At 55.0% G+C, this 26,665-nt stretch carries 18 protein-coding genes; 8 read left to right on the forward strand and 10 right to left on the reverse strand.

All coding sequences use genetic code 11. The features are described 5' to 3' along the window. Positions 1-11: 11 nt before the first annotated feature. Positions 12-875 (reverse strand): hypothetical protein, encoded by an 864-nt coding sequence (locus tag VN12_RS03555; RefSeq protein ID WP_146675540.1) that lies wholly within the window; start codon positions 873-875, stop codon positions 12-14. Positions 876-1,010: 135 nt separating this feature from the next. Between VN12_RS03555 and VN12_RS03560 the strand changes: the two genes are divergently transcribed. Both VN12_RS03560 and VN12_RS03565 read left to right on the forward strand, forming a co-directional pair. Next, on the forward strand, positions 1,011-1,463 hold the full coding sequence (locus VN12_RS03560; RefSeq protein ID WP_146675541.1) for a hypothetical protein: 453 nt from the start codon (positions 1,011-1,013) through the stop codon (positions 1,461-1,463). A gap of 146 nt (positions 1,464-1,609) precedes the next feature. Next, the gene (locus VN12_RS03565; RefSeq protein WP_315850185.1) at positions 1,610-2,569 is read left to right on the forward strand and encodes an SMP-30/gluconolactonase/LRE family protein; all 960 of its coding nucleotides are present in this window, start codon (positions 1,610-1,612) and stop codon (positions 2,567-2,569) included. Between the two features lie 73 nt (positions 2,570-2,642). On the opposite strand, the gene VN12_RS03570 is transcribed toward VN12_RS03565, so the two are convergent. From VN12_RS03570 to VN12_RS03590, 4 genes are all read right to left on the reverse strand, one after another. Further along, positions 2,643-4,406: a DUF3352 domain-containing protein gene (locus VN12_RS03570; RefSeq protein WP_168164198.1), complete on the reverse strand. Its 1,764-nt coding sequence runs from the start codon at positions 4,404-4,406 to the stop codon at positions 2,643-2,645. A 79-nt stretch (positions 4,407-4,485) separates the two neighbouring features. Next, the gene (locus VN12_RS03575) at positions 4,486-5,355 is read right to left on the reverse strand and encodes an SDR family NAD(P)-dependent oxidoreductase (protein ID WP_240491311.1); all 870 of its coding nucleotides are present in this window, start codon (positions 5,353-5,355) and stop codon (positions 4,486-4,488) included. Next, a complete protein-coding gene (locus tag VN12_RS03580) occupies positions 5,324-8,542 on the reverse strand; it encodes a secretin N-terminal domain-containing protein (RefSeq protein WP_205855178.1) in 3,219 nt (1,072 codons plus the stop codon). Before VN12_RS03580 ends, VN12_RS03575 begins: the two co-directional genes overlap by 32 nt. 33 nt (positions 8,543-8,575) lie before the next feature. After that, the gene (locus tag VN12_RS03590; RefSeq protein WP_146675545.1) at positions 8,576-10,846 is read right to left on the reverse strand and encodes a hypothetical protein; all 2,271 of its coding nucleotides are present in this window, start codon (positions 10,844-10,846) and stop codon (positions 8,576-8,578) included. Between the two features lie 521 nt (positions 10,847-11,367). On the opposite strand from VN12_RS03590, the gene argB reads away from it, so the two are divergent. After that, the gene (gene argB, locus VN12_RS03595) at positions 11,368-12,237 is read left to right on the forward strand and encodes an acetylglutamate kinase (protein ID WP_146679780.1); all 870 of its coding nucleotides are present in this window, start codon (positions 11,368-11,370) and stop codon (positions 12,235-12,237) included. A gap of 6 nt (positions 12,238-12,243) precedes the next feature. Continuing rightward, a complete protein-coding gene (gene argF, locus VN12_RS03600; RefSeq protein WP_146675546.1) occupies positions 12,244-13,170 on the forward strand; it encodes an ornithine carbamoyltransferase in 927 nt (308 codons plus the stop codon). Between the two features lie 7 nt (positions 13,171-13,177). Here argF and VN12_RS03605 read toward each other — a convergent pair whose 3' ends face one another. Continuing rightward, the gene (locus VN12_RS03605) at positions 13,178-14,542 is read right to left on the reverse strand and encodes a dihydroorotase (protein ID WP_146675547.1); all 1,365 of its coding nucleotides are present in this window, start codon (positions 14,540-14,542) and stop codon (positions 13,178-13,180) included. Between the two features lie 131 nt (positions 14,543-14,673). Here VN12_RS03605 and VN12_RS03610 point away from each other — a divergent pair, with 131 nt between their 5' ends. Next, complete coding sequence (locus tag VN12_RS03610; RefSeq protein WP_168164199.1) at positions 14,674-15,477, forward strand: hypothetical protein; 804 nt, start codon at positions 14,674-14,676, stop codon at positions 15,475-15,477. 500 nt (positions 15,478-15,977) lie between these two features. Here VN12_RS03610 and VN12_RS03615 read toward each other — a convergent pair whose 3' ends face one another. Further along, positions 15,978-19,349, reverse strand: a complete 3,372-nt coding sequence (locus VN12_RS03615) for a PVC-type heme-binding CxxCH protein (protein WP_146675549.1) — start codon at positions 19,347-19,349, stop codon at positions 15,978-15,980. 225 nt (positions 19,350-19,574) lie between these two features. Here VN12_RS03615 and VN12_RS03620 point away from each other — a divergent pair, with 225 nt between their 5' ends. The 3 genes from VN12_RS03620 (at position 19,575) to VN12_RS03630 (ending at position 23,398) form a co-directional block, all read left to right on the forward strand. Further along, a complete protein-coding gene (locus VN12_RS03620; RefSeq protein WP_146675550.1) occupies positions 19,575-20,945 on the forward strand; it encodes an outer membrane protein assembly factor in 1,371 nt (456 codons plus the stop codon). A gap of 105 nt (positions 20,946-21,050) precedes the next feature. Further along, complete coding sequence (locus VN12_RS03625) at positions 21,051-22,553, forward strand: outer membrane protein assembly factor (protein WP_168164200.1); 1,503 nt, start codon at positions 21,051-21,053, stop codon at positions 22,551-22,553. 29 nt (positions 22,554-22,582) lie between these two features. Beyond that, positions 22,583-23,398 carry a segregation and condensation protein A gene (locus tag VN12_RS03630; RefSeq protein WP_146675552.1) on the forward strand — a complete coding sequence of 272 codons (816 nt, stop codon included), beginning with the start codon at positions 22,583-22,585 and terminating at the stop codon, positions 23,396-23,398. On the opposite strand, the gene fliG is transcribed toward VN12_RS03630, so the two are convergent. The 3 genes from fliG to dnaB all read right to left on the reverse strand — a co-directional run bounded on the left by fliG (position 23,395) and on the right by dnaB (position 26,603). After that, positions 23,395-24,417: a flagellar motor switch protein FliG gene (fliG, locus tag VN12_RS03635; RefSeq protein WP_146675553.1), complete on the reverse strand. Its 1,023-nt coding sequence runs from the start codon at positions 24,415-24,417 to the stop codon at positions 23,395-23,397. The genes VN12_RS03630 and fliG overlap by 4 nt on opposite strands. A gap of 152 nt (positions 24,418-24,569) precedes the next feature. Further along, the gene (locus tag VN12_RS03640) at positions 24,570-25,082 is read right to left on the reverse strand and encodes a 6-pyruvoyl trahydropterin synthase family protein (protein ID WP_146675554.1); all 513 of its coding nucleotides are present in this window, start codon (positions 25,080-25,082) and stop codon (positions 24,570-24,572) included. A gap of 51 nt (positions 25,083-25,133) precedes the next feature. Then, positions 25,134-26,603 carry a replicative DNA helicase gene (gene dnaB, locus VN12_RS03645; RefSeq protein WP_146675555.1) on the reverse strand — a complete coding sequence of 490 codons (1,470 nt, stop codon included), beginning with the start codon at positions 26,601-26,603 and terminating at the stop codon, positions 25,134-25,136. Positions 26,604-26,665: the final 62 nt, after the last annotated feature.

Genomic DNA, 26,665 nt, shown 5'->3' on the forward strand with positions numbered 1-26,665 from the left:
TAGGGAACTGGCTAGGGCGCTGCAGCATTCCGCGCGGCAGTCCAAAAGGACTCATCGAGGTCCTTCGAGAAGCGGCTCAAAAGTCGCTTCATCCGCGTAACTTTGGAGGCAAGGAGCGGATCGGTTTGGACTGCCGTTTCTAAATACGCAGGACGAATAATGAGATTGGCAAAGATCTCCGCTTTGTCTTCTTCGACGCCTGTCGTCGAGTAGTGATTCAAAAACCCAGGGTACCGATTGGTTAGAACGGACGTATTTCGATTCGACTGAGCGTTCTTACCACCGTCACCGTATCGAAACGAGCTTGGATTTAGCGACGCCCACTCCTCGTCCCGATACACGTTTCCATCATCTGCGTAATCCACAAGATGAAAGAACTCATGATGAATGACCGTCCGCGCGTAGACCGTGTTGTTCGCCCCGCGTGCGATATCCAGGTAGAGAGTCTGGTTTTCGAAATCAGGCAACGCTGTCCGCAATTGTCCGGAAAAAGACAGTGCTTCACATAACACGATCCGTTTCAGTCCGGTGCGACGAACAAACTCTACGGGATAGCGGGAAAACTCGGGCACGAAGATGGATGCGTATTGCATGGCTCGCTCCGGTTTGGACTCCTTCCCATCGATGACACCGGTTGAAATTCGAACGGGAAAACCGGGATCGCGAATGACGACGGGCACTCCAAATTTTTCAGTGATTGAGGCCAGGCTCGAAGCCACGCGATCCTCCCACTCCGCACCGCGGAGCGGGACGGCAAAAGAGGAAGCAATCGAGAGTGAATGGATTGCTAATAAGAAGACGAAAGGGGAGCGGAAAGGAAGAAAGCGAAGAATCCCTTTCCAAGCGAGTCGAACGGTATTTTTCATAGCTGGCATGCCATAGCTCTCGGAGAGGAACGGGGAACTCGGTGTCGCTCTGGAATGCAGGATTGTGCTACCATCGCCTTCGAGCGATCGGCAAAGTCCGAAAAATTGGAAGCGTCCGAGATTCGACGGAAGGAGCAATAGATCATGAAATCGATGAAGTTTGCAAGTTTGATCCTCCTGTGCGCGACCAGTTCGCTAGCGTTGATTTTGCCCGCACTGGGGGTCGTCTCGTTTCCCCAACAGTTGATTAAGAACTCCGATCTTCCCTCCACCATGTCCCCTCCGGGGCCAGATGGGGTGCCGCCGGGGGGGTGGCAAAGTGCTCAAGGAGGGTTGCCGATCGCCACGAGTATTCCCAACTCCTCGCTAGGTACCCCGGCACCGATCGCTCCCCCATCCTTGGCAACCCAGCCTCGTTCCCCCCCATCGCTCGATCCCATGGCGCATGGGCATTCGACCTTCGAACCGAATATCGTTTCCGACGAAAAGAACCCTAACAAAGTTGGGACCGGGCTTTGGCTCCTGTTAGGGCCAGTCTGGCTAGCATCCCTTGCGATGTGGACCATTGCTCCGGGGCCAAAAACGGGCAAGAAGTAGTTCCCCCCACTTCGTTCCTTCGTGCGTTATCATAAGGGGCTCCATCCATCCTCCCCCCTTCTTGCTGAGGCATCATGAACCGTCGCGTTTTGCTCCGTAACCTTTGTATATCATTGTCCCTTTTCGCATCGGGTATGAGTGTCCCCATGAGCGTGCAAGCGCAGAGCCCGCGAGTCCTCGGAAAGATCGAACGCTTCGATTCGCAAGTCGACTCGCTTTTGGGAGCCGATGCCAAACTGGAGATCCTCGCCGATGGCTTCACCTGGACGGAGGGTCCGGTTTGGATTGGAAAGCCCGACTCCGGACATTTGCTCTTTTCCGACATCCCTCGTAATTCGATTTTCAAATGGACGCCGAAAGGGGGCATCGAGTTGTTCATGAACCCCTCTGGCTACACGGGAGTCACCTATTACGGTTTGGAGCCGGGAAGCAATGGACTATTGCTCGACGATCAAGGGAATCTCGTTCTGTGTGAACATGGTGATCGACGCGTTTCGGTACTGACTCCGGGTGGTGGAAAGAGAACGCTGGCAGACCATTATCAAGGGAAGAGATTGAACAGTCCCAACGATGGCGTTCTCAAAAGCAATGGCGATATCTATTTCACCGATCCACCCTACGGACTGCCTGCTCGCGAAAACGATCCACGCCGAGAATTGGATCATTATGGGGTTTATCGCATCTCGAAAAAGGACGGCAGTGTAACCCTCCTCACCACCGAATTGCAGCGTCCCAATGGGATCGGGTTTTCCCCCGACGAGAAGACACTCTACGTAGCCCAGAGCGATCCGAAGAATGCCATTTGGATGAGCTTTCCTGTCCAAGCGGACGGGACGCTTGGAAAGGGGAGCCTCTTCCACAACGCCACCGCGGAAGTAGGCAAAATGCCGGGTCTACCCGACGGTCTCGCCGTTGACAAGAAAGGGAACTTGTGGGCAACCGGTCCGGGGGGCGTATGGATTTTCGCGTCGAACGGAAAGCTTCTCGGGCGAATCAATACGGGTGAGCGCACCAGCAACTGCACCTTTGGCGAAGACGGTTCGACGTTGTTTGTAACCGCCGACAGTTACATTTGCCGCATTCGTACGTTGGTATCTGGCAAGTAGCAAACAGGACAGAACTACTAGCACCAATAAAATTGGCCGACTGGGATCGACCAGTCGGCCCGAGCGCGAGTGACTATTCGCGTTTGAGAGAGAAGGCCGTGTAGTGGAGTCCGTTTTCCTCCTCGGTCATGAAGGCTCCTGTAGGCACGATGTACTTCGAGATCTGCTCAAACGGAGGGAGCTGTCGGCTCCTCAGAGCTGAAACCAATGCCTGGAATACGGGATTGTTCTCCGACATCTCCTCCAATCGATCGATGTTCTTCGGATCGTTTGCCAGATCGTAGAAAAGGCGAAGCTGCTCATCGGGACGTTGGTAAGACATGATCGAAAAATCCTGCCCTTTCAGCTGGGCTTTGATCTTGTCCCGAATCAGTTTGAATTCGATCGAATCCGAAAGCAAATTTTCGCCGCTATTATAAACGCCGATTGCGCGTTCGATCGAATCGGAGGAGTCGCTGAATAGCAGCGTCTTTCCAACCAAGGCGAAGGAAGGTTGTGGGGCGCGAATCGATGCGCTGTTGGAACGGATTTCCAAATAGTGAACGTCGAACTCGCCTACTTGCCGGGTGGTCCATCGCGAATCAGAGCCCTTCGCCTTTTCAAAAATCTTCGGCAGTACTTCGTTTTTGAATTTGCTTTCATCCTTGATGTGCAAAGCGATCAAATTCGATTGGCTATTGATCTTCTTATCGGGGAGGACCATTTGAGTGAGCGTCAAGCGATCTGCCAAGTTTTCCAGGAAGTCCTTACGGAAATCGACTCCCATCGCGCGAGACGCGTTCTTTAGAAAGTTTTCCTCGAACGCATTCTCGCCGCCAAAGGTATCGACGATTTCCTGGACCGCTTGCATGGTCTTTTGGAAATCCCAGTTGATCGTACTGTAGCTGACGACCGAATCATCAACCCAAGCCTCAGGCTCTGTCGATCCGCTTTTCGGACGCAACGCCCGAAGGACGCCTTGGCGATTGGTCTCCATGAGCATGTGCATGTGGAGAATCGAATCGAACTCATTGGTCGCCATGATGACGCTCCCCCCGAGAGCCTTAAAGCCCTCGAGACCAAGTGTTTTCATGGCAGTCAACGCAACGAAGGTCGATGCCGAACTCGATTGTTTGAGGGTTTCGCGAGCGATTCCCACGGGATCGACGTAAAAGGAAATTTGAGGCCGTTCTCCTTCGGTACCGACGCAGCGGCTCAAGATGTCGGTGAAGTTGCGATTCTCGGCAAGCGGGGTGTGATCCACGCCACTTCCTTGCCAGATCTGAGCGAGGGTCTCCACATAATCCGCCGATGCGCATCCAACGAGGACACCGGAGTCGATGAAGTATCCGAATTGCCGGCTCGGATTGGGTGTTTTGAATTGTACAACTTCCAATCGCCCGACTTCTTTGGTCAAGCGTTCTCGATTACCTCGTTCCAGCCCCCGGGCCTCGACCCGCTTGAGCAAGATTTCGACGGCCGGCATCTCCGATCCTGCTTCCAGCAAAAAGCAGAAAACGGGCTGAGTCTTTGTCGGAACAACGGCCACGGCGAGCTCCCCATTCGGAATCGAAAGGAGTTCGTCGAGATTGAGTCCGATTTCATTCTGCATCCCTTGCACGAGTTGGGAGAAGCTGCCGTAAAACGAACTGAGGATCGGCTTGAGGTCCTTGTCGTTGGCGAGCTTGCCGGTCGCAGTCTCAGCAAGCTTGTCTTTCAATTCTCGGGTGTCGTTGACGCGGGCATACGCCACCGCTTTTCCCGAGAAAAGCTGAGGAGCTGTGGGACGTTGAGCCCAACTCCAAGATCCGAAAAACGATAGGGCACCGAATGCCGTGAGGATAAGTCTGTTATTCATAGTGCCAGCGATTCGAAGGGAATAGGCAGATCTTGGAAGGGATTCTGCGAAGAGACGAAATTTTTGGGACGCGATCGTATTAGGAGTTTCCCGCGGGTCGGTCTTTGACGCGGAACATTTCTTGAAATGGAAGCACGATACCGCCATCGATGGAAAGAGTCGCACCGGTAATGTAATCGCTGCGAGGATCGACAAGAAACGCCACGCCATGCCCTAAGTCTTCGGGCTGGGCCAGCCTTCCCCAAGGTAGCGACTTGCCGCGTTCCATCAGCTCGTCTTCATGGAAGAACTTGCGCTCGCCAGGGGTGTCGGTCCAGCCAGGATGGATAATATTGACACGAATGCGATACTCCGCCAATTCGACGGCTGCGGTTTTGGCCATTTGATCGATGGCTGCTTTGCCCATGTTGTACGCCATCGCGCCAGGAATCGGTTTGTAAGCGTGAGGCGAACTCACGACGACAATGTTCCCGCGGAACGTATCGGGTTCAGCCGCGAGGGAACGCGAGATCATTCGGTTGGCAACAGCGCGTGTGAGGTAAAAAGGTCCCCACATGCACACGTCGATAGTCTTTTGGAATCCCTCCATCGACGCTTGGTAAAACAATTCTCGATCGCTATACGCCGCATTGGAGACGAAAATGGAGATCGGTCCCATCTCCTTTTCGACCCGATCCACCATCGCCTCGACCGCTTGACGATCGGACACGTCACAAAGAAACGCTCCCGCTCGGCGCCCCATGGCTTGGCAAACTGCCACGGTTTCGTCGGCAGGATTGATGTCGTTGATGGCCACATCGGCTCCGGCTGCTGCCAGAGCTTTGGCGATCCCTGCCCCGATGCCGCGCGCGGCGCCTGTAACCAAGGCCAATTGCCCTTGGAGGGCGTTGGATTGACCGTATGCAATTTCCTGGCTGTTACCCATTTCGTCGACTGCGTCCCTTCGCATTTCCCTGCGATTCTGGTGGTTGAAATTGATTTGGCATGTTGGGTTGCTGTTGCCCTTCCATACCTGGCTGCTGCGGAGCGCGCTGGACATCTTTCGGTCCAATCAAAGCCTTCAACGCCCGCTCCATCGCTTCCGAATTTGTACCACCAACTTCAATCATTTGAACAGCCCCCGATGGCTGAGCCGCTTGATCCAACTCCTTGATCATCTCGATCACCAGTTTGAGCAAATCTTCCCCTTCGGCGGACACGATAACCGAATTGGTGATGCGATCGATCCCCATCGAAAGGCGGCCCGTAAAACTGAAGTTCAATCCACCGCTGTCGCTTACCGTTTCTGTGGATGCTTCGTGCTTGGATTCTTTGTTGCCCCCAGCCGCTTCTTTGCTGAAGGCCTTATCGTTTGTGCTGAGAAGATCACGGTATGCGTCCTTGATCGCCTCGACAATGGAGTCCGCACGGGAATGTTCGATCCGAACCAATTTGGTAAATCGCAACTTTTGACGATTCGTTTTCTCGGGGACGTCCCAGAGCTTGATCAAGCTGCGAATGGTTTTCAATTGCTGTTCGTCGGCTCCAATCACAATGATCGAGCGGGTGTCGATGTCGCTGATGAATCGCAGCTGCCGTTTTTTGCCGAGCTGAGGATCTTCCGTTTTGCTCTTTGGCCCGGAATCAAAACCAAAAATGAACGCGAAGGGGTTGGAGTCTTTCTCAGGTTCGTCGTCTTTAAAGTAATCCTTCAAGTTCAGCTCTACCCAGGATGGCCGGGCATTCTGGATATAGAAAACCTCATAGCGTTTGAGCGGAGGCGCATTGGTGAGCATCATCTGTTCAAGCCGGTCGAGGGCGTCGAGATCATTGCCGGTAAGAACTAGATTACCACGCTCGTCAAATTGCATACGGATCGCTTCCGCAGGCGTGCCCGATGCTTCCGCAGGCGTGCCCGATGCATTCGAGGGCGTGCCCGATGCAGTAGTGACCTCTGACGAATTGGGCTCTTTGGAACTCGTTGCACTCCCTTTCGGAGTCTCTCCCTCGGATTCCTGATGAATCGAGAGCCGCCCTCCCGGGATGGCATCGTTCGCGGTTCGTTGTTTCAGGGTGACATCGGCGTCTGATTTCTTGGCAGGCTTCTCTTCTGCATTGGGCTTGGCCGTCTCCTCCGCTTTTCCCGCATCTTCCGTTTTGCCTGCCCCCTCGACTTTATTCTCGATGTTGGATTTGTCTTGGGAATTGGCTTTGCTCTGCGAGGTGGCGGACGTGGCCTCTGCCGATGTTTCCGGCGGCGTGTTGAGGGCATCCTTCTTTTCAAACTCGGTTTCGTCGGGCAGAACAAGCGGGTTGGGAGAAACCTTCGACCAAGCTTCCTGGAGGCGTTTCAAGTACTCTTTTGTCTCGGCGGAGCGAGAAGCGTCGATGGTGCGAACCCGGCTTCTTTGCAATCCCTGGGGTGGAATCTCGCCGAGCTTCACAAGCAGCTTGTTCACTTCTTGGATTTCCACTTCGTTGGCCCAAAGCAAGAGCTGATTGTCTTGGCTATTGGCGCCGACTCGGAAGGTATCTTCGTTGGTCGGTTCTTGTTGTCGCGAGTATCCGAAGGGGTCGAAAAACATGCGGCGATTTCGATCGTCTTGTTTGGGTTCTTCTTTTCCCATCAAGAACTTAATCGTTCCCGCCACATCTTCGGCTCGCAATCGCCTCAGTTGGATGACCTCAAAGTCTCTGGCGGAACCATCGAGTCGGTCCAAGGTTTGTTGGATAATCAACTGGTCGCTCAGGGAGGCATAAGCAATGATCGCTCGATTCTTTTCGTCCACCTCCAGTTTGGTGGTGGGTTCCAATGCGTCCATCGCCATGATCGACGTGACGAATTGTTTTGGGTCCAGACTCATGAGCCGGTAGATCTTCATCCGCGTCTCGATGCTCTGGAGGCTGGCGGAATTTTCGTTTGGCACATCAATTCGTCTCAGAAATGCCGCGATAACTGCCATCTTGTCCGGTGGGGCGTGTGCGATCACGCTGTTGCGCCGCGCGTTGGCGACGACATAGATCTCGTTGCTTGCAGCGGAAGCGGGTGGTTTCCCTCCTTGTTGTTGCTGCTGCTGTTGTTGCATCTGCATCCGCATTTGCATTTCCTGCTGCTGCATCATCAATTCTTGCGGGCTCAATCTGCCAGATGCAGCGCGATTCGTTTTGTTTTCCAATCCGAGAAAACTAATGATCTGTTCACGCGCGTCGGCGGCACGGACAAATTCGAGTTCGAACTCGCGCGCGAGACTCTCCTGCGCTTCGTCCGACTGCTCTTCTTGAAGAATGCGATAGATCTCGAACAGATTGCCGGCGGAGTCCATGGCCTCCAGCCGATTGGTAGAGTCGAGTGGATTCAGCGTCCCATTCGCGCTCACCAACGGTTTGAATTCGAGAGCCGCTTCCTTCGCTATCAACGTCGTCAAGGCAAACGATGTTCGAACGAACCGGTTGGGTGGTAAGGACTCAAGGGCTTCCGGTGGTACTTTTGGAACGAGCGAGACGTTGATCCCCGCAGTCTTGACGACTTGGATCATCCCGTCGAGTTCCAACATCGTGAAGCCCCGGGCTAGCAAATGACGGTTGAATTGATCGCGCGTTTCCTCGAGCGATTGCTTCCGCTGAGTGGCGATATTGAGATAGTCGCTGGGAAGCTCTTGCCAATCGAGGGAAAGGTTTGAGGTTTCGGCCAACCATCGAAGTAAATCGGGCCAAGCCTGATTGCGAAATTGAAATTGAACCATCCCTTTCTCGTCTGGTCGAACTTCAAACTCTTTCTTGTTGGGTGGTTCGGGAGGTGTGCTGGTCCGTTTGATCGGCTCGGAGGGCCCGCCTGGCCCCTTCCCATCCGGACCTTTCCCACCCGGAGGATTCGGGCCACCAGGTGGGATGGGCTTTCCGTCTGGGCCGATCGCAGGTGGCTGTCCCCCAGGAGCGGGACCTCCGGGAGGCTGACCAGGAGCCCCCTCTGGAACGACTACAGCGCCGGGTGGTAGTCCCCCTGACTGTTGGATGACGACGGTCCCCCCAGGTGACGGGGTCGTGACCACATTGCGCTGGGCGTGCACCCACGCAGAAAACGAAAGGACAAAAAGCGGTACGATTCCCAGGATAAAGTTCGGGCGGTGCACAGCAATCATCATCAGTCCATTTGGCATGAGGAAAAGGTTGATAAGGGTTTGGCCCCGTTCTTAAGGTCCAACCGTCGATTCAAGCCTGCGAATTTCCGACCTGCTGAGGAGCTTGCGCCACTGCTGCATGGAATCCGCTGAGTTTTTCTCGGGGTGATAACTAAATGTTTTGCCCGTCAGATCGGAGAGCTGGGTAATCGCTAGGACGCGTTCGTCAAGAAGTCCGCTGGCGAGAGCCTCCACCAGAAATCGATCTCCCCCATCCACCAACTGAGCGTTGCTGTAGGGGATGAGCAGCCTGAGCAACGTCTCCGCTCGTTCTGGTTCCCCCTGAACAAAACTCTGGACCAAACTCAAGATTCTTTCTTTTGAATGAACGAAGCAAGGCATTTTATTTAACCAAGCGGAAGAATGGACAAAAACTCCCTTCCTCATCAGCAGTCCGTTCGGACCCGAGAGAGCGGAAAAGTCCCCGAGTTGGGCGAGGAGCCGGGTAGCCATCGAGGCAGTCTCCCCCTTCCTGTGGCTTGTCAGCTGCCGAATCAACTCCAACGAAGAGCCTTCCCCGGTCGCCAATCCTTTGGAGATATCTCGAGCAGCATGTTGATCGATCGGACGTTCCACACTCGACCGCAACCAATCGGGGGTGAGATCCAGTGGGCCAACCATGGCAGGTTTGGAGGGGAATAGAACAACGCGGTCTCCAACCTCCACGGCTATTGGTTGACCAGCGGGAAGTCCATTCGATGCGTCTAACGAGGCTTGAAACGAGCCTTGCAATCCGATCAACTCGATAACGCATTGAGTTTGAATTGATTCGGCGAGAGCCGTTGCAAACGCGGTCGGAACTTCTCGAGGTAGGTTCGAGGGGGGAACCCAGTCTCTCCACGCATGGCGAATCTCCAAGGCACAACTGGAGTCTTTGTCAGCGAAGTCAACTTTGAGAACACCGATCGGCGTAGCGATGTCCAATTTGGTATGCCCAGGGGCTGGAAAAAGGATAAGCCGTCCATACGGAACCGAAGCAGCGACGTGTGAATTTTCACTCGTTCCATTGGGTTCGAAGGTCGACGCATCTCGCAATTCGGTTTCGCCACAAATCATTGCGCGGATTCCACCAGGCAGTCGGAACTCGGTGCGCTGTGCGGTTGGAATGACCCACCACCCTCCCTGCGGTTGCATCCCCCCTTTGGCGACGATCCACTCCTCCTTCTTCTCCGAGGGAAATTGAACCATCACGATCGCTTCGGATGATTCGGCCGATGCAGGAAGCCATTGAATCGCCTCCCTCAATGGCTGGCTCGCTCCCTCCTCGGTCAGAGCGGGATTGGCACCGTCGACGCTAACCGGCGATCCCTTTTCGGCCGTAGGGGGTTCATTCTGAGATTCGGGCGTCGGACTGACCGATGGAGATGTGTCGGTCCCAGCAGGGGGCTGGACCTTCGGATCCACGCCGGATTGGTTGCTAGGTTGGTTATCGGAAGGGTTGCCAGTATCGGTCGAAGATGGGTTCAAGTTCGCCGAGGAAGTGTCCAGTGCGGCGGTCGTATCGGTAGCAGAGTCGATCAGGACGGGCGGTGTGTCGCTTTGCTCCGTCGATGCCGCGTGAGGCTTTAACATTTGGGCAAGCCGGTCAGTCGGGCCCAACGCCAAGATGCCAACGACGGCTAAACCTCCGAGCAGGCCAGCGACCGCCAACGCATTCCTCAACCAACTTCGATCACTCCCGAGAAGATACTCGGGTACTTGATGTCCGAGCCCTTCGCTCAATTCGATTCCTGAACCCCGCGAATCCGCGGGCGCCGTTCGCATGGTAGCAGGGGAGATTGCCTCTACCCTCGACCTGCTGCTCGCGTTGGAATTCTGACCGGACCCGGGATCGCTACGAAGCGAATTTGTTCCCACATCGACTCGTTCGATCCGCAATCGACCGGGGGACGCATCCGGCTGGGTTGGCAGGACATGGATTCGCTCACGCAATTGGTCCGGGATTTCGACCGTCTGCGTTAACGCCTTGGCCAAGATCGAGTGGCAACTTCCTACTTCACTCAACAACGCATTGTTTTCCAAACACCGTCGCTCGAGATCCGGAATCTCTTCGGTGGGAAGCGTATCGTCCAGGTACTCCGCGATCTGATTAGCGTCGAACCCAGGTTCCTTCGCATCGATTGGGATTGGAGCCAACTTCGGATTCCGCAAACTTTGGTCGATCCGTTGAGAGATATGACGAGCCGTGGGGCTCTCTCTCAATTTGCTTTCCAAAACCTGGCTATCTTTCGGATCCAGGACTCCGTCGCGATAAGCAAGAAGAGTTCGAAGAGTCAGTCGCATCAGTTCAGCTCATTCTACGGGCGCCGCGTACACACAAGTTGGGGGGGAAGGATGGGCTACTGACTTCAATAGTGACGATCCGGGGGACGATCCGTTCAACAAACGGAGAAAAAAACGTGACTTTTTTGGTATCACAAGACTCGGGCAAGACGATTTGCGGACAAGCATGCGAGTTGGAGGTTAAGACGCGACCTGTTTGCCCCCGATTGACAATGGGCGTCGAGGGGGCCTAAAATGCTGGGTTTTCCGCCATTCGACGACAGCGATTGGGGGCTTGGACCCCGGGCTCGCCGCGGCATGTTTTTGCCGTTGTTTCGCCGGGACCAATCAGTTCGAAATGCAAAAAGAAAAAGAACGTGTCGCCGATCCGGATTTTGTTCGAATCGGCGATCTTGATTTTCCGACTGAGTGTTTGTGGATCTCCCGTTTTGAAAACGGCAGAAGTGAATGTTCATGATTAGGAACCGGCAGTGAAAGCACCTCACGAAGCGATTGCGAAAGCGGACACCTTGATCGAAGCGATGGGGTGGATCCGCAGATTCCGCGGCAAAACGACGGTGATCAAACTGGGTGGATCGCTGATGGGCAATGACGACGCAATGCGACATACCTTGCTGGACATCATCTTCATGGAGTCGGTGGGGATGCGTCCGGTGGTGGTCCACGGTGGCGGCCCGTCGATCAACAAGGCGATGGAGAAGGCGTCGATAGAGCCGGTCTGGATCCAGGGTCGGCGCTATACAGATGCCAAGACGTTGGAGATTGTTGAACAAACGCTGGCTTATGAATTGAACGAGCAATTGACGGCGGAGATCGAGCGGCTCGGCGGGCGCGCCATGAATTTGAATTTTCGCACCACCAACGTCCTCTTCGGCGAGAAGCTTCTTTTGGACGAACCGGGTTCCGAACCCATCGATCTGGGCTATGTCGGCCATGTCACTCGCGTCGATCGACAGACCATCGAAGCGTTGACCTATACCGAACAGATTCCTGTGATTCCTTCGATGTGCATCGACGAGAACGGCCAGAAATACAATGTCAACGCGGACACCGCCGCGATGGCCGTTGCCGAAGCGCTGGGTGCGGAAAAGCTGATATTCATCAGCGACGTGAACGGCGTCCGACGAGTCAAAGACGATCCCGAGAGCGTTATTCATTCCTTGACCGCCGCGGAAGCCCAGCAATTGATCGCCGACGGCGTCATCGCGGGGGGGATGATTCCCAAAGTCGAGGCATGCATCTCGACTCTTCACCGCGGCGTAGGCAAAGTGCACATCATCGATGGGCAACTGCGCCATTCCCTTCTTTTAGAAATCTACACCACCGCTGGCGTCGGAACGGAAATCGTTCAGAGTCGCCAATCCCCTGCTACGCGCATTTCCCCAACGTAGTTGATCATGAAGCATATTCGATCGCTCTTCGATCTCACTCTCGACGAATTTCACCAAATCATCGCGCTGGCGGGCGAACTCAAACACCAACTTCGAACGGGCGACCGCGTCGAGCATCTGAAGAACCGCACCTTGGCGATGATCTTCGAGAAGGCGAGCTTGCGGACCCGCGTCAGCTTTGAAGCGGGCATGGCACAGCTAGGCGGGACCGCTCTCTATCTCACCAGCGATGTGGGATGGCGAGAACGGGAGTCGATCGCCGATTTCGTTCGAGTCCTCGCCGAGTACTGCGACTTCATCGTTTGCCGCGCTATCTCGCAATCGACCGTCGATGAACTGGCGAGCCACAACGTTCTCCCCGTCATCAACGGACTCACCGACCATGCTCACCCCTGCCAAGCGTTAGCGGATTACATGACCCTGCGAGAGACGATCCCCGAGATCGAAGGAAAACAAATCACATTCGTCGGCGACGGCAATAACGTCGCACGGTCGCTTTTGAACGTTTGCTCCATGGGGCGTATTCGCTTTCGCCTCGTCGGGCCCAAAGAATACCACATCCAATCGTCCTACATTGAAAAGGTGAAGGAGCACGCTGGCTGGCTGGACTTTGAACAAGGAACCGATATCGACCATTACGTTCGCGACGCGGACTTTCTCTACACGGATGTCTGGACGAGCATGGGACAAGAAGCCGAGGCCGCCGTGCGCAACGCCGCCTTCCGTCCCTATCAAATCAACAAGACCTTGATGTCGAAAGCGCCTGCCCACTGCAAAGTCTTGCATTGCCTCCCCGCTCGCCGAGGACAAGAAATCTCCGACGACGTGATCGACTCCGCAAGCAGTCTCGTCTTTCCTCAAGCCGGAAACAGGATGCACGTCCAAAAAGGACTTCTCGTTTGGCTAGCGAGAATGAACGGAATGATTACCTAGGTGCAGCCTATTGTTTATGGCTATTGGGGCCGACGCCATCAGGCGTGTTCCAGTAGCCACCTAGGCTCGGATCGAATGCAAGTCTTTTCGCGGGTTCGGTTCGCACGACCCGACCGGTATCGAACGCAAGCTCGCCGCCAACCCAAGTTTTCACAGGCCATCCTCGAAGTGTTCTGCCGGCCCAAGGACTCCATTTGCTCTTGGTGAACTGCTCTTCGTTGCGAATGGTCTTCGCGAGATTCGGATCGACCAAGACCAAATCGGCATCATAACCGACTTCGATCCGCCCTTTTCCAAGTATCCCCCAAACACGAGCGGGAGCATCGCTGGTCCATCGTGCAATCTCTTCCCATGTGCAGAGGCCTCGCGAGGCGCGATCCAGCAAGAGCGCAAAGTAGTTCTCTACCGCCGGCAAACCGCTCGGGGAAGCGGGATAGGGCTTCTGCTTTTCCTCCAGCGTGTGGGGCGCATGATCCGTGGCGACAACCTGCAACACCCCATCCCGCAAGGCTTGCCATAACGCCACGGTGTCTTCGCGGTTCTTGATTGAGGGATTCATCTGTATGAGGCTTCCCAGTTGCTGATAATCTTCGACGCAAAACTCCCAATGATGAGGGCATAGTTCCGCAGTGATGAGTTGGCGGTGGTCTCGGATGCACTCCAGCTCAGCGGCTGTGCTCACGTGCAGAACGTGGAAACGATGGCGATGCCGATAAGCAAGATCCAGTGCACGGCGGGTCGCGATGATGGCAGCTTGGTGGTCGCGGATCAACGAATGATCACGGACTCGGTCTGTCCCCTTGAGCCGCTCGGCATTCGCTCGCACGGTGCTTTCGTCTTCGCAGTGCGCGCAAATGGGGAGCGTCGTCTCTGCGAAGATACGCTCCAACGCGTCTTGGTCATCGACGAGGAGATCCCCCGTGCTGGAACCGATAAAGATTTTGATACCGGGCACCCCGGTTGCCTTTTTCAGTTCCTCGATGTTCTCACTCGTTGCTCCAATGTAGAAGCCGTAATTCGCGATCGATTTCGCAGATGCGATCGCGTACTTTTCTTCGATCCTTTCTTGCGTCGTCGCCGCAGGCTTGGTGTTCGGCATCTCCAAAAACGAAGTGACCCCGCCAGCAACGCACGCTTGGCTCGCCGTCTTCAAATCTTCTTTGTGCGTTAAGCCCGGTTCGCGAAAGTGAACTTGGTCATCGATCAATCCCGGAAACAGAACCAGTCCCGCCGCATCGATAATTTGATCTGCGGAGGTTGTGGGGGGGGCATCCACGCTAGCGATCGTCCCGTTTTCGATCAGAACATTGGCTTCGGCAACTCCGGTTGGAAACACGACCTTTGCCGAACGGATAAGCTGCCTACGGACCATGGGATCTCCGCGATGGATTATTGTGGGAGAGAACTCGACGCGACACTTTTGAAAACTGTACAATCTAGGTCCGCTTCGCGGGAGGGTCTGTCCTTCGCGTCGCGATGACTTTTCAAGCCAGGAGAATCACCTTGCGCGTTCAAGCGGATAGGATGGCCGATCGGCCCATGCTCGGTGGATTGGTTGTGTTCGGAGCGATCGTTCTGGGGACTATGGCCCTTACCCTGACACAAGCCCCCCCGAAATACCGACACCTTGCTCAAGATTGGAGCAATCGGATCGAAAAAGCGATCCAATCAGGAGCGACCAATGAACTCCTGGACGAGCTCAATTCGGCTATTCGCAAATCGCCCGTCGACGAACAACTGTTCCTCGCACGAGGCTCGCTCTACTTTCGCACCGGCAAAGTGGATCTCTCTCTCGCTGATTTCGACAAAGTGATCGAACTTCAGCCCGAGTCGAAACCATATCTATGGCAACGCGGCATTTCGTTGTATTACGCAAAACGCTATCGCGAAGGCAAAGAGCAGTTTGAGGTCCACCGTACCGTCAACCCCAACGACGTGGAAAACGCCTTTTGGCACTTCCTGTGCGCCGCCAAAATCACGAACGTCGAGAATGCCAGTCGAGAAATCCTGCTGTCCGGGTTGGATCGCCGAGAACCCCTCATGCAAGTTCAACAGATGATCGCCGGTAAACTCCCTCCGGACGAAGTAGTGAAAGTAACGGAAAAAGGTGGCAAGTCCGTTCAGTTCTATGGCTATCTCTACCTCGGTCTCTATTTCGATGCCAAGGGAGATACCGCGGAGGCGACCAAGTACCTTCGAAAATGCGTCGCCGTCGATTACCCGGGCTACATGTACGATGTCGCGAAAGTACACCTGCGATCGCTGGAGCAACCCAGCCCCACCGAACGGGCAAAGAGCGACAAATAACGGAAGCGCTGGGAACTCCGCCCCACCCCGATCCCTTGAACACCGCCGCTGGCTCCGATCCTCTGCATTCCGACGCCGGCGCGGGAGCCAACCGACGCAAGAAACGGAGAATTTCGCCCCGGAGAATGCGGCATGACGAAGGACTCACGTCGCCAGGAATATCGAAATACTAAGCAAATGAGGCTAACCGTATTTCAACCGAACATTCGATCACGAAAAATTTGAAAATTTTCAACAACCCCGATTTTCTTTTTGAGTACTCTCGCCTAATATACCGATGTCAGTGGCAGACGGGACTCGGGCGTGACCTGTCTGACGCTGACACAACCTTGCCCCATTGTGCTTAACTGGATTTCGGGCGTGACCAGTTAGGTGCTTTGGGGCTTTTTCGTTTCTAGACCGAGAGCCCGACCTCGCACCTGAATGCGAGGGCCTTGCCTGGGCGATCCGATCGGTTCAGGCGCGGGACCGGAGCCCTGTCCCCGTTTCATCCTCCCAGCTCACTGCTTCTTGGCGGCCGATTGGAGGAAGTTCAGGAGAGAGGCCAATTCGTGGGTCGTCATGGTTTGCTCCATGTTGCTCGGCATAAGCGAAAGTTCGCTCCGCTTTTCTTGCTCGACCTCGGACGTGGGAATTGCCACCTTCTTCCCGGTTTGATCCACGAGGTTAATTGTGTCATCCGTTCGGTCCGTGATGAGCCCTGTATGGGTAACGCCGTCTTCCATTCGAACGAGCGTCACGCGAAAGGCCTCGTCGACATTGCGATCGGGCCAAAGGATGTCTTCGCAAAGACGCTCTAATCCGCGATTACCGATTCCTTCCAGCTGCGGACCGACGACGTTTCCGATCGTCCCAAGCTTGTGGCATTGCGAGCACTTGTCCGTAAAAACGCGAATCCCTACTTCACGATTGGGGGTTTCACTGCCCATCTCCGCCAATTTGGATTCGATCAGTTTGCTTTTATCCACACGGGCGGCGAGCGAAGCGCGGAATGAAGCCAACCCCTCCTGCTCCTCTTCGCTCAGACCACCCCACCAGCTCTCGGGAAGAGCGCCCAGGGCATCCACGGAAAGAGCACCTTGCTTAGTCCAAGTCGTAAATCGGATCGCTGCGTCGCGATATCGGGAGAGTCGGCGCACCAGGCGTGTCTGCCCTGCCGCGCTCATCCGCTTCAACAGGACTACGGCTTGTTGCTCCCATTCCGCTGCCCACTGTCGCAGGGATCCTGCATCTTGAGGTGACTTGGGAATAGTAAGAAGACGGACAATGTCCCAGCACTGCGACTCCGCAGCGAGGTCCGTCAGTTCTGTTTCAATCGGGGAGACTTGCAAAAGCATCGGTCGAAGGATGGCAAAACGGGCATACTCGGAGAGCCCCTCGGATGCGATGAACTGCGACACAGCCTTCGATTCGGTGGGGACACCGAAGAGGTTGAACATTGTCCGAAGCACTTTGAGCTCGCTTGGGTCGCTCCGGAGCTGAAGCGAGGGGTCCGAGAAGTTCCCAATTGCGATCCACGCGTAGCTGCCGCCATTGTCACCATCGACGACTTCGAGGACGACCGATTTACCTTCGAACAATTCCGTCCCCCAACGAACAGTTGCCGCGATATCGCTTCGAGGTGGAAAAGCTCTGGCAACTTCTTGGTAAGTGTTGAGTTCGGGTGCCCACGCGAGAAGTCGAACGTAGTTCTTCCCTGTATCGGGCTTGGAGGGTAATCCGTTGTGACCTGCCACGGACAGCTCGATAGGTCCACCAGGAGTAAACGGTTCTGTCGACCAACTGCCTGTGTAGTTTTCCCCCAACGGAAAGCTGCTGAACAGCGGCATCGCTTCTTGCGATTCCTTGCCGGTCGGCGACATAACTTTGACCTGACGCACCTCGACCCCCCAAGGCCTCCGATCGTCGTTGCCTTTCGACACGGCTACCCATTCTCGAATGGGTGCGGCTCGACCCGCGGATGCGTTCGTACGATTTAGCTCTTGGACTATCTCATTCATGGCGAAATGACCTGCCTCCACGAGCTTGGGAGACAGGCTGCCTCGCGATTGTTGTTGGCGAGCACCGATCCCGACGAGTCGCTCCGCGAACGAGAGAGGATTGGGAGAGGATTCCATGCGTCGGAGCAATTGCAGATAACGATCCATGGTCGCGTCGTCGACGACATCCGCCAATTTTTCGACCGTAGCTCGAATCACGCCTTCGTCCTCTTCCGATCTTCCCTTCTTGTTGACTACCCCACTCTCTAGTAGATCGATCGCCCATTCCGTGCATCGTGTTGTTCTGCAAGCCGGCAGAACGCGAATCAAGACACGAAGCACCGGCGATTGCAGACCTTGAGACGTGTGGCTTGAATCAATAAGAATCGTTTTTACCGCAACGGGGTTGGAGTCGGCCAGGGAGAGTATCGCGCGGCGAAGGGCGATCGCATGCGTCTGTTGCAATATTGGGTCCTCCAACTGGCTCACCTTTGCGGCGGTACGAAGCAGGGCTTGCAGGCCTTCGACGGGGACTTCCTGACTAGAAAGTTGTTGCACGGATGCGAGCCATTGCATGGCGTCGATTGTCTTCGTCACATCGAGGTTTTCCAGGTCGCTCCATCGCAGACTTGGATCCTCGCTAGCGGTTAACTTCGAGTCTGCTGGCGCGGCAGGAGAATCACCAGTCCATCTCACACGCCAAATACGACCGCTGTTTCGATCGCGATCGGGGTGATCGAGCGGAACTTCGTAATGACCGATGACTTTGTTGTAGAAGTCGGCGATGTACAAGTGGCCATCAGGACCGAAAACGAGGTCGACGGGGCGAAACCAGGAATCATCGCTCGTTAACAAGTCCGGCAATTCGGTCGCATGGGCCGTTGCCCCTCGGTAGGTAATCTGATTTCGATTGATCCGGCACGTCATGACGTTTCCACTCAGGAACTGGTCGGTCATTTCCATCGGGAACTTGGAATCCTTTGTGTGCGCCAAACCCGCGATAGCGGTGCTCCCATGCAAGTGATCCATCATGGGCGGAACGAACCCAAGACCATCATCAGGCCGACCGAAGCTGGGATTGCATCCGCCATAGAGAAGCTGTGTGATAGGTTTGCTATGGCAATCGGCGCTGAACCAGTTCCCGTAACGGTCTTGGGTCATGCCGAACGGATTGACTTGCCCCTGGCTATAAAGCTCGATACGACTTCCATCGAGGCGGAATCGAAAGATATTTCCCGATGTCATGCTCACACGGTGGCCATCGCGACCGGCCACATTGGATTGGTTATTGAAACCATGGCATGCGTAGATCCAGCCATCCCTTCCATCGCGAAGCGAGTTCACCATCCCGTGCGTATCGCGGCTCGTGTCGAACGGCCCGTAAAGGATCTTTCGATCATCGCATACGCCATCGCCATCGGTGTCTCGCAGATACCAAAGGTTGGGAATGGAAAAGCAGATGACGCCATCGTCGACAGGCAAAATCCCAATGGGAATATTCAGCTCTGAAGCGAACAATCGCTTGGTCTCAAACGCACCATCGCGGTCCGAATCCTCTAAGACCACGATCGAATCGCTCGCCGGCTCCCCCTCTTTGACCGGAAAAGGGTAGTGTTTCGTCTGAGTAACCCAAAGTCTCCCCTTGGCGTCAAATGCCATATTCAGAGGTTTCGAAATATCGGGCTCGGAAGCGATCAAATCGACGACGAACCCCTCGGGTACGTGAAACCCTGCTTGTTCCTCGGCCGGAGTTCGGTGTGGAGTGGAACGAATCGTAAGCCCAAACTCAGGCAGAGGCGTCGCGGGCTCAGCGGGTACAAAGCGGTCCGCCGCGTGGGCGGTGGAGAGGAGACCTGCGAGGAACCAAGCACAGAATCGAATATTTGCTGTCATTGCAGAGGGGGTGACTAGGAAAGATGGAGAGGGAGAGGCGATTCAGCAAACCTGGCAGGTTAGCGAAATGGTTTTCGCTACTTCCACGGGCTTGCGGGTGCTAATTGTAACCAAAATTCGAAGAATGCCTAAAGACAGCTCGTCTGCACCTTGCATCCTCCCCCCGAGATTCTGTATTCAGCAACAGAAGTATTCCCCACCCGAGCGCCTTACAGGGAGATTGTCATGAAGCCACTTTTCCAAATCGCAGCCACCGCTTCGCTGTCAATCGCATTGATTAGCACCACCTATGCACAAATGGGAGGGGGGCCTGGCAACGATCCCGCTCCGGCGTTTAGCGAGCCCAAATTTGAGGACCGGGTTTTCGAATCAGGCGGTCCGCGCGCTCGAGAGGCCAAAAACGGATCGGTAATTCTGTCGGTCAAGATCGAGGGGAACAAATCGGTATCGGAAAACGCGATCCTCGCCGTCATGCAATCGAGGCAGGACCGGGTATTTGACACGGAGACCTTTCAACGCGACATCGCCGCCCTTTATCGCACCGGGTTGTTCAAGAGAATTGAACCCTACTTCACCGAAGAGTCCGGTGGAGTGCACATGAAGCTGATCGTTCAAGAACGACCGATCATCAAATCCGTACTCTTCACAGGCAATCAGAGCGTCGACGACGCCGCCTTGATCAAGCATGCAGGGATCGCCAAAGGAGAGCCGCTCGACCCCATCGCGATCAATTCGGCACGCACCAACCTGATCGAGTACTACCAAGACAAAGGGATGAACCAAGTCGATATCCAAGTGGTATCCGGTTTGCTTCCAGGCGAACGGGACGTGGAGTTCGTCATCAATGAAGGGCCCATCGAACGTTTCAATTCCATCGGCTTCGCAGGAAACAAAGACTTTAGCAGCGAGCTTCTCAAAGCAAAGATCTCATCCAAGGATGCGCGGGGCGGACTGACCAAATGGATGTTCAATCGCGCGTCGGATCTGAAGATTGAAAACGACCGCCAAACATTGACCGCATATTACCGACGGCTCGGCTACTTTGACGCACGTGTGGATGTTCGAAAGGAATACGACAACAGTGGAAAATGGGTCGATCTCACCTTCGTGATCTACGAAGGGGTTCGATACAAGATTCGCTCGGTGGCCATCAGCGGTACGAAGCGTTACCAACCCTCAGAATTGATGCCCTACATGTCAGCGAAGCAAGGAGAGCCCTTTCAGCTGGACAACAAAGCCGCTGATGAACGATTCATCCGCGATCTGTATGGGACGCAGGGACATTACTTTTGCGATGTCGTCGGCGAGCTTGTCTATCAGCTGAATAACGAAGTCGACATCATCTACAACGTAGGTGAAGGTGATATCTATCGTATTAGCGATGTGCGGGTGCATATCGAAGGCGATTACACCAAGGAACGCGTCGTTCTTCATCCACTCGCGAATGTTCGGCCGGGCAGCATCATCAACAGCAAAGGTGTCGAGGATGCTACACGTCGCCTTCGATTCTCCTCGATCTTCAACAACGATCCCTCGCAAGGCATCGTGCCGACGATCAAGGTAGAACCCCCCGAAGACGTTGACTTAGACAAATAAGCACCGCCTGCCCAAGCACTGATTGCCATTCCCTTTCGACGAATCACCGGACCGCACTCCAAAGCGTTAACCATGCTTCCATATCATTCTTCTCGATCCGCAAAAATGCCGTCATGGCAGCGACTGTTGCGATGGTCGATTGCTGGCATCGTCGGAATCTCTAGTGCCACGCCCCTCCTCGCTCAGTCCCCCGCTCCTGGCTATGGCAATTATCCGGTTCCCTCCACTGGGAACTACGGTGCACCACCTGGTTTCGGGCAAAACCCCGGTGCACCTGTCGGCTCGCCCTACACAACGCTCCCCAACGGAGTGGTGGCCCCAGTTCCAACCACGACCGCTTATCCAGCTCCCATTCCTCAACAATCCTACTCTCCGCAGACGGGATTCATCCCCGCCGACAACAATCGTTTTAACCAGCCTCTCTCCGCCCCAGGCCCCATGAATCAGCCACTGCCACCGCTGAACCAGCCTTGGCAACTCGAACCGAATACTACTTTTCTGCAAGGAGCTCCCTTTGGTTACAACCCTTCTATTCGTGATGTACCTGTGGACGTTTATGTCCAGGAGGGGCAAACCGGCCGATTCTCCCTCGGTGGATCGGTAAACAGTGACTTGGGCGTTGCAGCCCAGATCATCCTCGAGGAGCGCAACTTTGACATTCGAGCTTGGCCAAACTCCCGTACGGGGTTTTTCAATGGTGCCTTTCGCGGTGCCGGTCAAAACTTTCGTGTTGAGCTGATGCCGGGTAACAACGTGCAACGCTATACCGTGAACTGGACAGAGCCGAATTTGTTTGGGTATTCCCCCTTCAGCCTTTCGGTGGGGGGATTCTATTTCACTCGATTCTTCCAGGATTGGTCCGAGCAAAGACTCGGTGGCCGAGTTGGTCTCGGTTATGAAATCTCCCCCGATCTCTCTCTAACGACGGAACTGACCGGACAAGATGTCAAGATATTCGATCCAGCCGTCAATACGGTTCCTGCGCTCAATCGAGTTCTCGGTAGCAACGATTTGTACACGGGGCGTGTTCGTCTGACGCATAGCACTCGCGATAGCCCTTTCATGCCGACAGAAGGTCATCTCTTTGAGATGATTTACGATCAGAACTTCGGTGAATTCGACTTCCCGCGAGGGCAAGTCAACTGGAGCAAGTACTTTCTGGTTCGAGAGCGCCCCGACCGAACGGGACGTCATACGTTCACGTCCGCCGTTCGCTTGGGCTTCTCTGGCTCCGACACCCCTGTTTTCGAGAACTTTTTCGCAGGGGGTTACTCGACGCTCCGCGGGTTTGATTTCCGTGGGGCAGGACCTGTTGAGCAAGGCGTACAGCTCGGGGGTCGTTTTCAGTTCTTAGGCTCCTTTGAATACATGTTCCCCATCACTGCGGATGACATGCTGCGCATGGTTACCTTTGTGGATTACGGGACGATTGAACAAGACATCGAGTTGGACTGGGATAACTTCCGGGTTGCACCTGGGGTTGGATTCCGAGTGGCTGTCCCCGCCTTGGGACCCGCTCCTCTCGCGTTCGATTTCGCGGTACCGGTGGCTTATGCCGACTCGGACTCGCGACAAGTCTTTTCGTTCTCGATGGGCATGACTCGGTAACGACTGCAAAGGACCGGAGAGATAGCACGGTGTTCGGAATCGACTTGCCAGCCTACCACGGACCGATCGATTTGCTCCTCTATCTCATCCGGCGGGAAGAGCTCCCGCTGGAGGAAATCTCTCTGTCCCGCATTACTGCTCAGTACCTTGACTATGTTTCGATCCTGCAAGAACTCGATCTCGATGAAGTCGGTGAATTCATCGACATTACGAGCCAATTGATCGAGATGAAGGCCAAGGCTGTCTTACCGAACGACGAAGAAGAGGCGCCGCAAATTCTGTCGATGCAGGAGACCGGTGATGGCGTCGAAAACCTGGTCGATCGCCTGGTTCAATACAAGCGGTTTCGAGACGTGGCGAGTTTGCTCGACGAACAAAGTCGCCAATGGCAATTGCGATTCCCGCGGCTTGCGAACGACTTACCGCCCAGACGATTGGATGCCGCAGACGTTCCGATCGCAAAGGTCGAGGTGTGGGATCTGGTCAGCGCGTTCGGTCGAATACTCAAAGCAAAACAGAAAGCCCCGGAGCACAAACTAACCTACGACAACACGCCCATCCATGTTTACATGGAACGGATCCATGGTTTGGTCCGGGATCATGGTGAGGTCGAATTGCAAAATCTGTTCGATCTGGGCATGCACAAAAGCGGGTTGGTTGCCATGTTCCTTGCGACGCTCGAGTTGACGCGCCACCACGGGCTTTTGGCGCAACAACGAGACGCCGACACCCCATTGCTGCTGGTAGCGGGACCAACCTTTGAGGAGGTCCTGCAAGTCGCTGCGGTCGATAACTTGGAGGCCGAAGCAGTTGCCAACTCCAACATGCCTGTCATGCCTCGCTAGGCGACGAACTCCTCTTCTCCATCGCTGCCCGGTCGCTGCAATTGGCCTGCTTCCTCGAGACCGCGAACGATATCGACAATCTTTTGCTGAACCGATTCGACATCGCTGAGCTTGACGCGACCAAGGAACCCGATTTCCTCCTTGAGGATCTCTGCTGCTCTCTGCGACATGTTCTTCATGACCTTCTCCTGGAGCTGCGGGCTCGCTCCCTTGAGGGCCATCGCCCATTGATTGGTCTCGACGTTCTTGAGCAAGGTCTGAATATCTTTGTCGGCCAACTTCTGAATGTCTTCGAAGACGAACATCAATCGTCGGATCTCTTCCACCAGTTCCGGACTGTCCTTGGAGAGGTTCTCCAAGACCATGCGTTCGGTCGCCCGATCTGTGACGTTGAGGATTTCGGCCACCGCAGGCACCCCCCCGGCTTTTTGGAATGACTGGTTCATAACCATAGACATTCGAAACTCGAGGGCACGTTCGATGTCCGCGATCGCTTCGGGACTCGTCTGCCCCATTTGAGCGATGCGACGGATGACAGCCAATTGCTTCTGCTGAGGCAACCCGTTCAATATTCCCGCCCCGGTTGCAGCGGGGACGTGGCAGATCACCACCGCGATCGTTTGCGGGTGCTCGTCCATGATAAAGGTGAGAATGTTTTGCGGATCCGCCTTTTGCAGGAATGCAAACGGCAGGGATTCGATGGTCTGCTGCAAGACGGCCAGCATGTCGGCAGCATCTTTGCCGAACGCCTTCCTCACCAGCGTTTTCGCCCGTTCCAATCCGCCGCACGCATGAATCAAAGAGCTCGGGGCACCACCAAAAAATTCGGCGATTACTTCTTCCTGCACTTGGCCCGGAATATCGTCGATCTGAGCAATGGCGAGCGAGACGGCCTCCACGTATTTGGATGGCATCTTCGACAACAGCATGGCTGCATCGTCTTCCTCAAGTGCCATGAGGAGAACCGCGGCTTTTTGAATACCCTCTTCGGCGAGTTGCACAGGTGAGGACTTTAGCATGTGGCTCAAGATGCTTGGAAGGTGGAACGCAAACGCTTTGCGGACCATCGACCCTTCTTCGCCATCCTGAAGTCAAGAAAGGTCGGCCCATCTCCTCGATTCGGCCGATCCCATTGCAACCTGCACAGTTTGTCTCGTTGGACTCAAATCCGTTAAGAAACGCGTGACCATGGCAATCGACAGTACCCCCACTGCCCATTGTTTTCGTCCACTCCGATCTCCAGCCAGTCGAGCCTATCCCCTATCTTGGAATACAACTCGGAGAGCAACTCTCGACCGATCCATTCCGCAATCTCTTCTGCGGTGGTATTCACGATCGGGAGCAGAATGCAATCTTCAGCGGGGAAAACCCACCGCTTGGCTCGAAAGCGGACGACGACCTCGTCCCCGTCTTCCTGGACGGAGATCATGGAGTGCCGTGTCGGTAGCAGCATATGGTGATCCAGTCGCTTCACGATTTTGGCCAGCGTGTCGCGAAACGCGATGAAGTCGATGACATAGCGGTTTTCGTCGAGCTTACCCTGAACCTCGCCTCGCAATCCATAATTGTGACCATGCAGACATTCGCAAATGTCGCCGGCAAAAGTGATGAAGTGCGCGGAGGAAAAGACCAGTTGCTCTTTCTGCAAGAGGACTCGAAAGGTTCCGCTGTGACCGCTGCTCATAATGCTGCTCTCGGGTGATTCGTGGGAATGTCGTAAGGTGCCGTTCCGGACTTAGTAGCCACCAGGAGTTGAGAAGTCACTGTAGCTGTTGAACTCCTCATGCCGCTCCGGTGCCTTATTAAGGAACCGCGTAAAGTCCTTTTCCCAGATCAGCTCGACATCACCCACCGGACCGTTTCGCTGCTTGGCGATGATAATCTCTGCCTGGCCTGCGTACTGTTCGGCATCTTCACCGCGATGGTAATACCCTTCGCGGTGCACAAACATGACGACGTCCGCGTCTTGCTCGATCGCACCCGACTCCCGCAGATGGCTTAGCTTGGGTTTGTGATCCTTGCTCTCTTCTGATTGACGGTTGAGCTGGGACAAACAGAGGATGGGCACGTGTTGTTCCCGGGCTAACATCTTGAGGCGACGCGCGATTTTGGCGACTTGCTCTTGCCGCGGATCCTTCGGGTTATCCGGTTCGATGAGCTGCAGGTAGTCGATGACGATAAGCCCTAGCTTGCGACCCCCGGTCTTGCGAAGCTCTTGCTGGGTGATCCGTCGGGCGACAGCCGCGATTTCGCTCACCGTTCGGCTCGGTGCATCGTCGATATAGAGAGGGGATGTTGCGATTTTGGCCGCGCTGGAAATAAGTCTCTTTTGATCGTCCTGCGAAATCGTCCCGACCCGCAGCCGCGAACCGTTCACTTTGGCAACCGAGCAAAGCAAACGATCGACCAACTCGACCGCCGCCATTTCCAAACTAACAAAGAGGGTCGGCGCATTGTCCTTCATGGCGACTTGCTCTGCGATGTTCATCGCAAAGGCCGTCTTACCCATTGCAGGGCGAGCAGCCAAGATGATCAGCTCCCCATCGTGGAGTCCACCTGTCATCTGATCGAAGTCCGTGAAGTGGGTCATAACCCCGGTGTTCAGCTGATGCCCCTGCATCCGCATATCGATCCGGTTCATGGCCGTGCGCAACACTTCGCTCACAGGCGCGGCGGAGTTGGCGTTTCGCTCGTCCTGGATTTGAAAAATCCTCTGCTCCGCCTGCGATACCAGTTCTTTTGCGTCAAAGGTCTCATCGTACGCATCTTTGAGGATGGACGTCGATGCGTCGATCAATCGTCGTAGCGTCGCCTTGGTCCGGACGATCTCGGCATAGTAGATCGCGTGGGCCGCGTTCGGAACGCTGTTGGCCAGTTTGGCCAAATAGGCAGCCCCGCCCACGAGCTCAAAGTCCCCGGCGGCCTTCAGTTCATTGACGAGCAGCGTGACGTCCATCTTCCGCCCGGCCTCGAACAAACCGATCATCGCTGCATAGAGTTTCCGATTCGCGTCGTCGTAAAAATCGTCCGCACGAAGAACCAACGTAAGATCATTGGTCAAATCGGGATTGAGGATCAAGCTCCCCAAAACACCCATTTCGGCAGCCAAATCGAAAGGAGGCGAACGATCGAGGATGTGGGGCTGATCCTGGGGGGGACCACCTTTGCCGCCATCGTTGCGGTTCCTTTTTTGCGGCGATGTCATCTTCATATGCTTGCGAAAAGAGGGAACAATCCATCGTTGCCGAGAGAGAAAGGCTGGCATTC

Source organism: Pirellula sp. SH-Sr6A (assembly GCF_001610875.1).
Lineage (GTDB): Bacteria > Planctomycetota > Planctomycetia > Pirellulales > Pirellulaceae > JBKCUI01.

Coding starts and splice junctions, on each gene's coding strand:
- VN12_RS03590 (WP_146675545.1), bottom strand. CDS start 10,846: ATGCGACTGACTCTTCGAACTCTTCTTGCTTATCGCGACGGAGTCCTG.
- VN12_RS03570 (WP_168164198.1), bottom strand. CDS start 4,406: ATGAATAACAGACTTATCCTCACGGCATTCGGTGCCCTATCGTTTTTC.
- VN12_RS03575 (WP_240491311.1), bottom strand. CDS start 5,355: ATGCGAAGGGACGCAGTCGACGAAATGGGTAACAGCCAGGAAATTGCA.
- VN12_RS03615 (WP_146675549.1), bottom strand. CDS start 19,349: ATGACAGCAAATATTCGATTCTGTGCTTGGTTCCTCGCAGGTCTCCTC.
- VN12_RS03555 (WP_146675540.1), bottom strand. CDS start 875: ATGCCAGCTATGAAAAATACCGTTCGACTCGCTTGGAAAGGGATTCTT.
- dnaB (WP_146675555.1), bottom strand. CDS start 26,603: ATGACATCGCCGCAAAAAAGGAACCGCAACGATGGCGGCAAAGGTGGT.
- VN12_RS03620 (WP_146675550.1), top strand. CDS start 19,575: ATGAAGCCACTTTTCCAAATCGCAGCCACCGCTTCGCTGTCAATCGCA.
- VN12_RS03560 (WP_146675541.1), top strand. CDS start 1,011: ATGAAATCGATGAAGTTTGCAAGTTTGATCCTCCTGTGCGCGACCAGT.
- VN12_RS03625 (WP_168164200.1), top strand. CDS start 21,051: ATGCCGTCATGGCAGCGACTGTTGCGATGGTCGATTGCTGGCATCGTC.
- argB (WP_146679780.1), top strand. CDS start 11,368: ATGGGGTGGATCCGCAGATTCCGCGGCAAAACGACGGTGATCAAACTG.
- VN12_RS03580 (WP_205855178.1), bottom strand. CDS start 8,542: ATGCCAAATGGACTGATGATGATTGCTGTGCACCGCCCGAACTTTATC.
- VN12_RS03640 (WP_146675554.1), bottom strand. CDS start 25,082: ATGAGCAGCGGTCACAGCGGAACCTTTCGAGTCCTCTTGCAGAAAGAG.
- VN12_RS03565 (WP_315850185.1), top strand. CDS start 1,610: ATGAGCGTGCAAGCGCAGAGCCCGCGAGTCCTCGGAAAGATCGAACGC.
- argF (WP_146675546.1), top strand. CDS start 12,244: ATGAAGCATATTCGATCGCTCTTCGATCTCACTCTCGACGAATTTCAC.
- fliG (WP_146675553.1), bottom strand. CDS start 24,417: ATGCTAAAGTCCTCACCTGTGCAACTCGCCGAAGAGGGTATTCAAAAA.
- VN12_RS03605 (WP_146675547.1), bottom strand. CDS start 14,542: ATGGTCCGTAGGCAGCTTATCCGTTCGGCAAAGGTCGTGTTTCCAACC.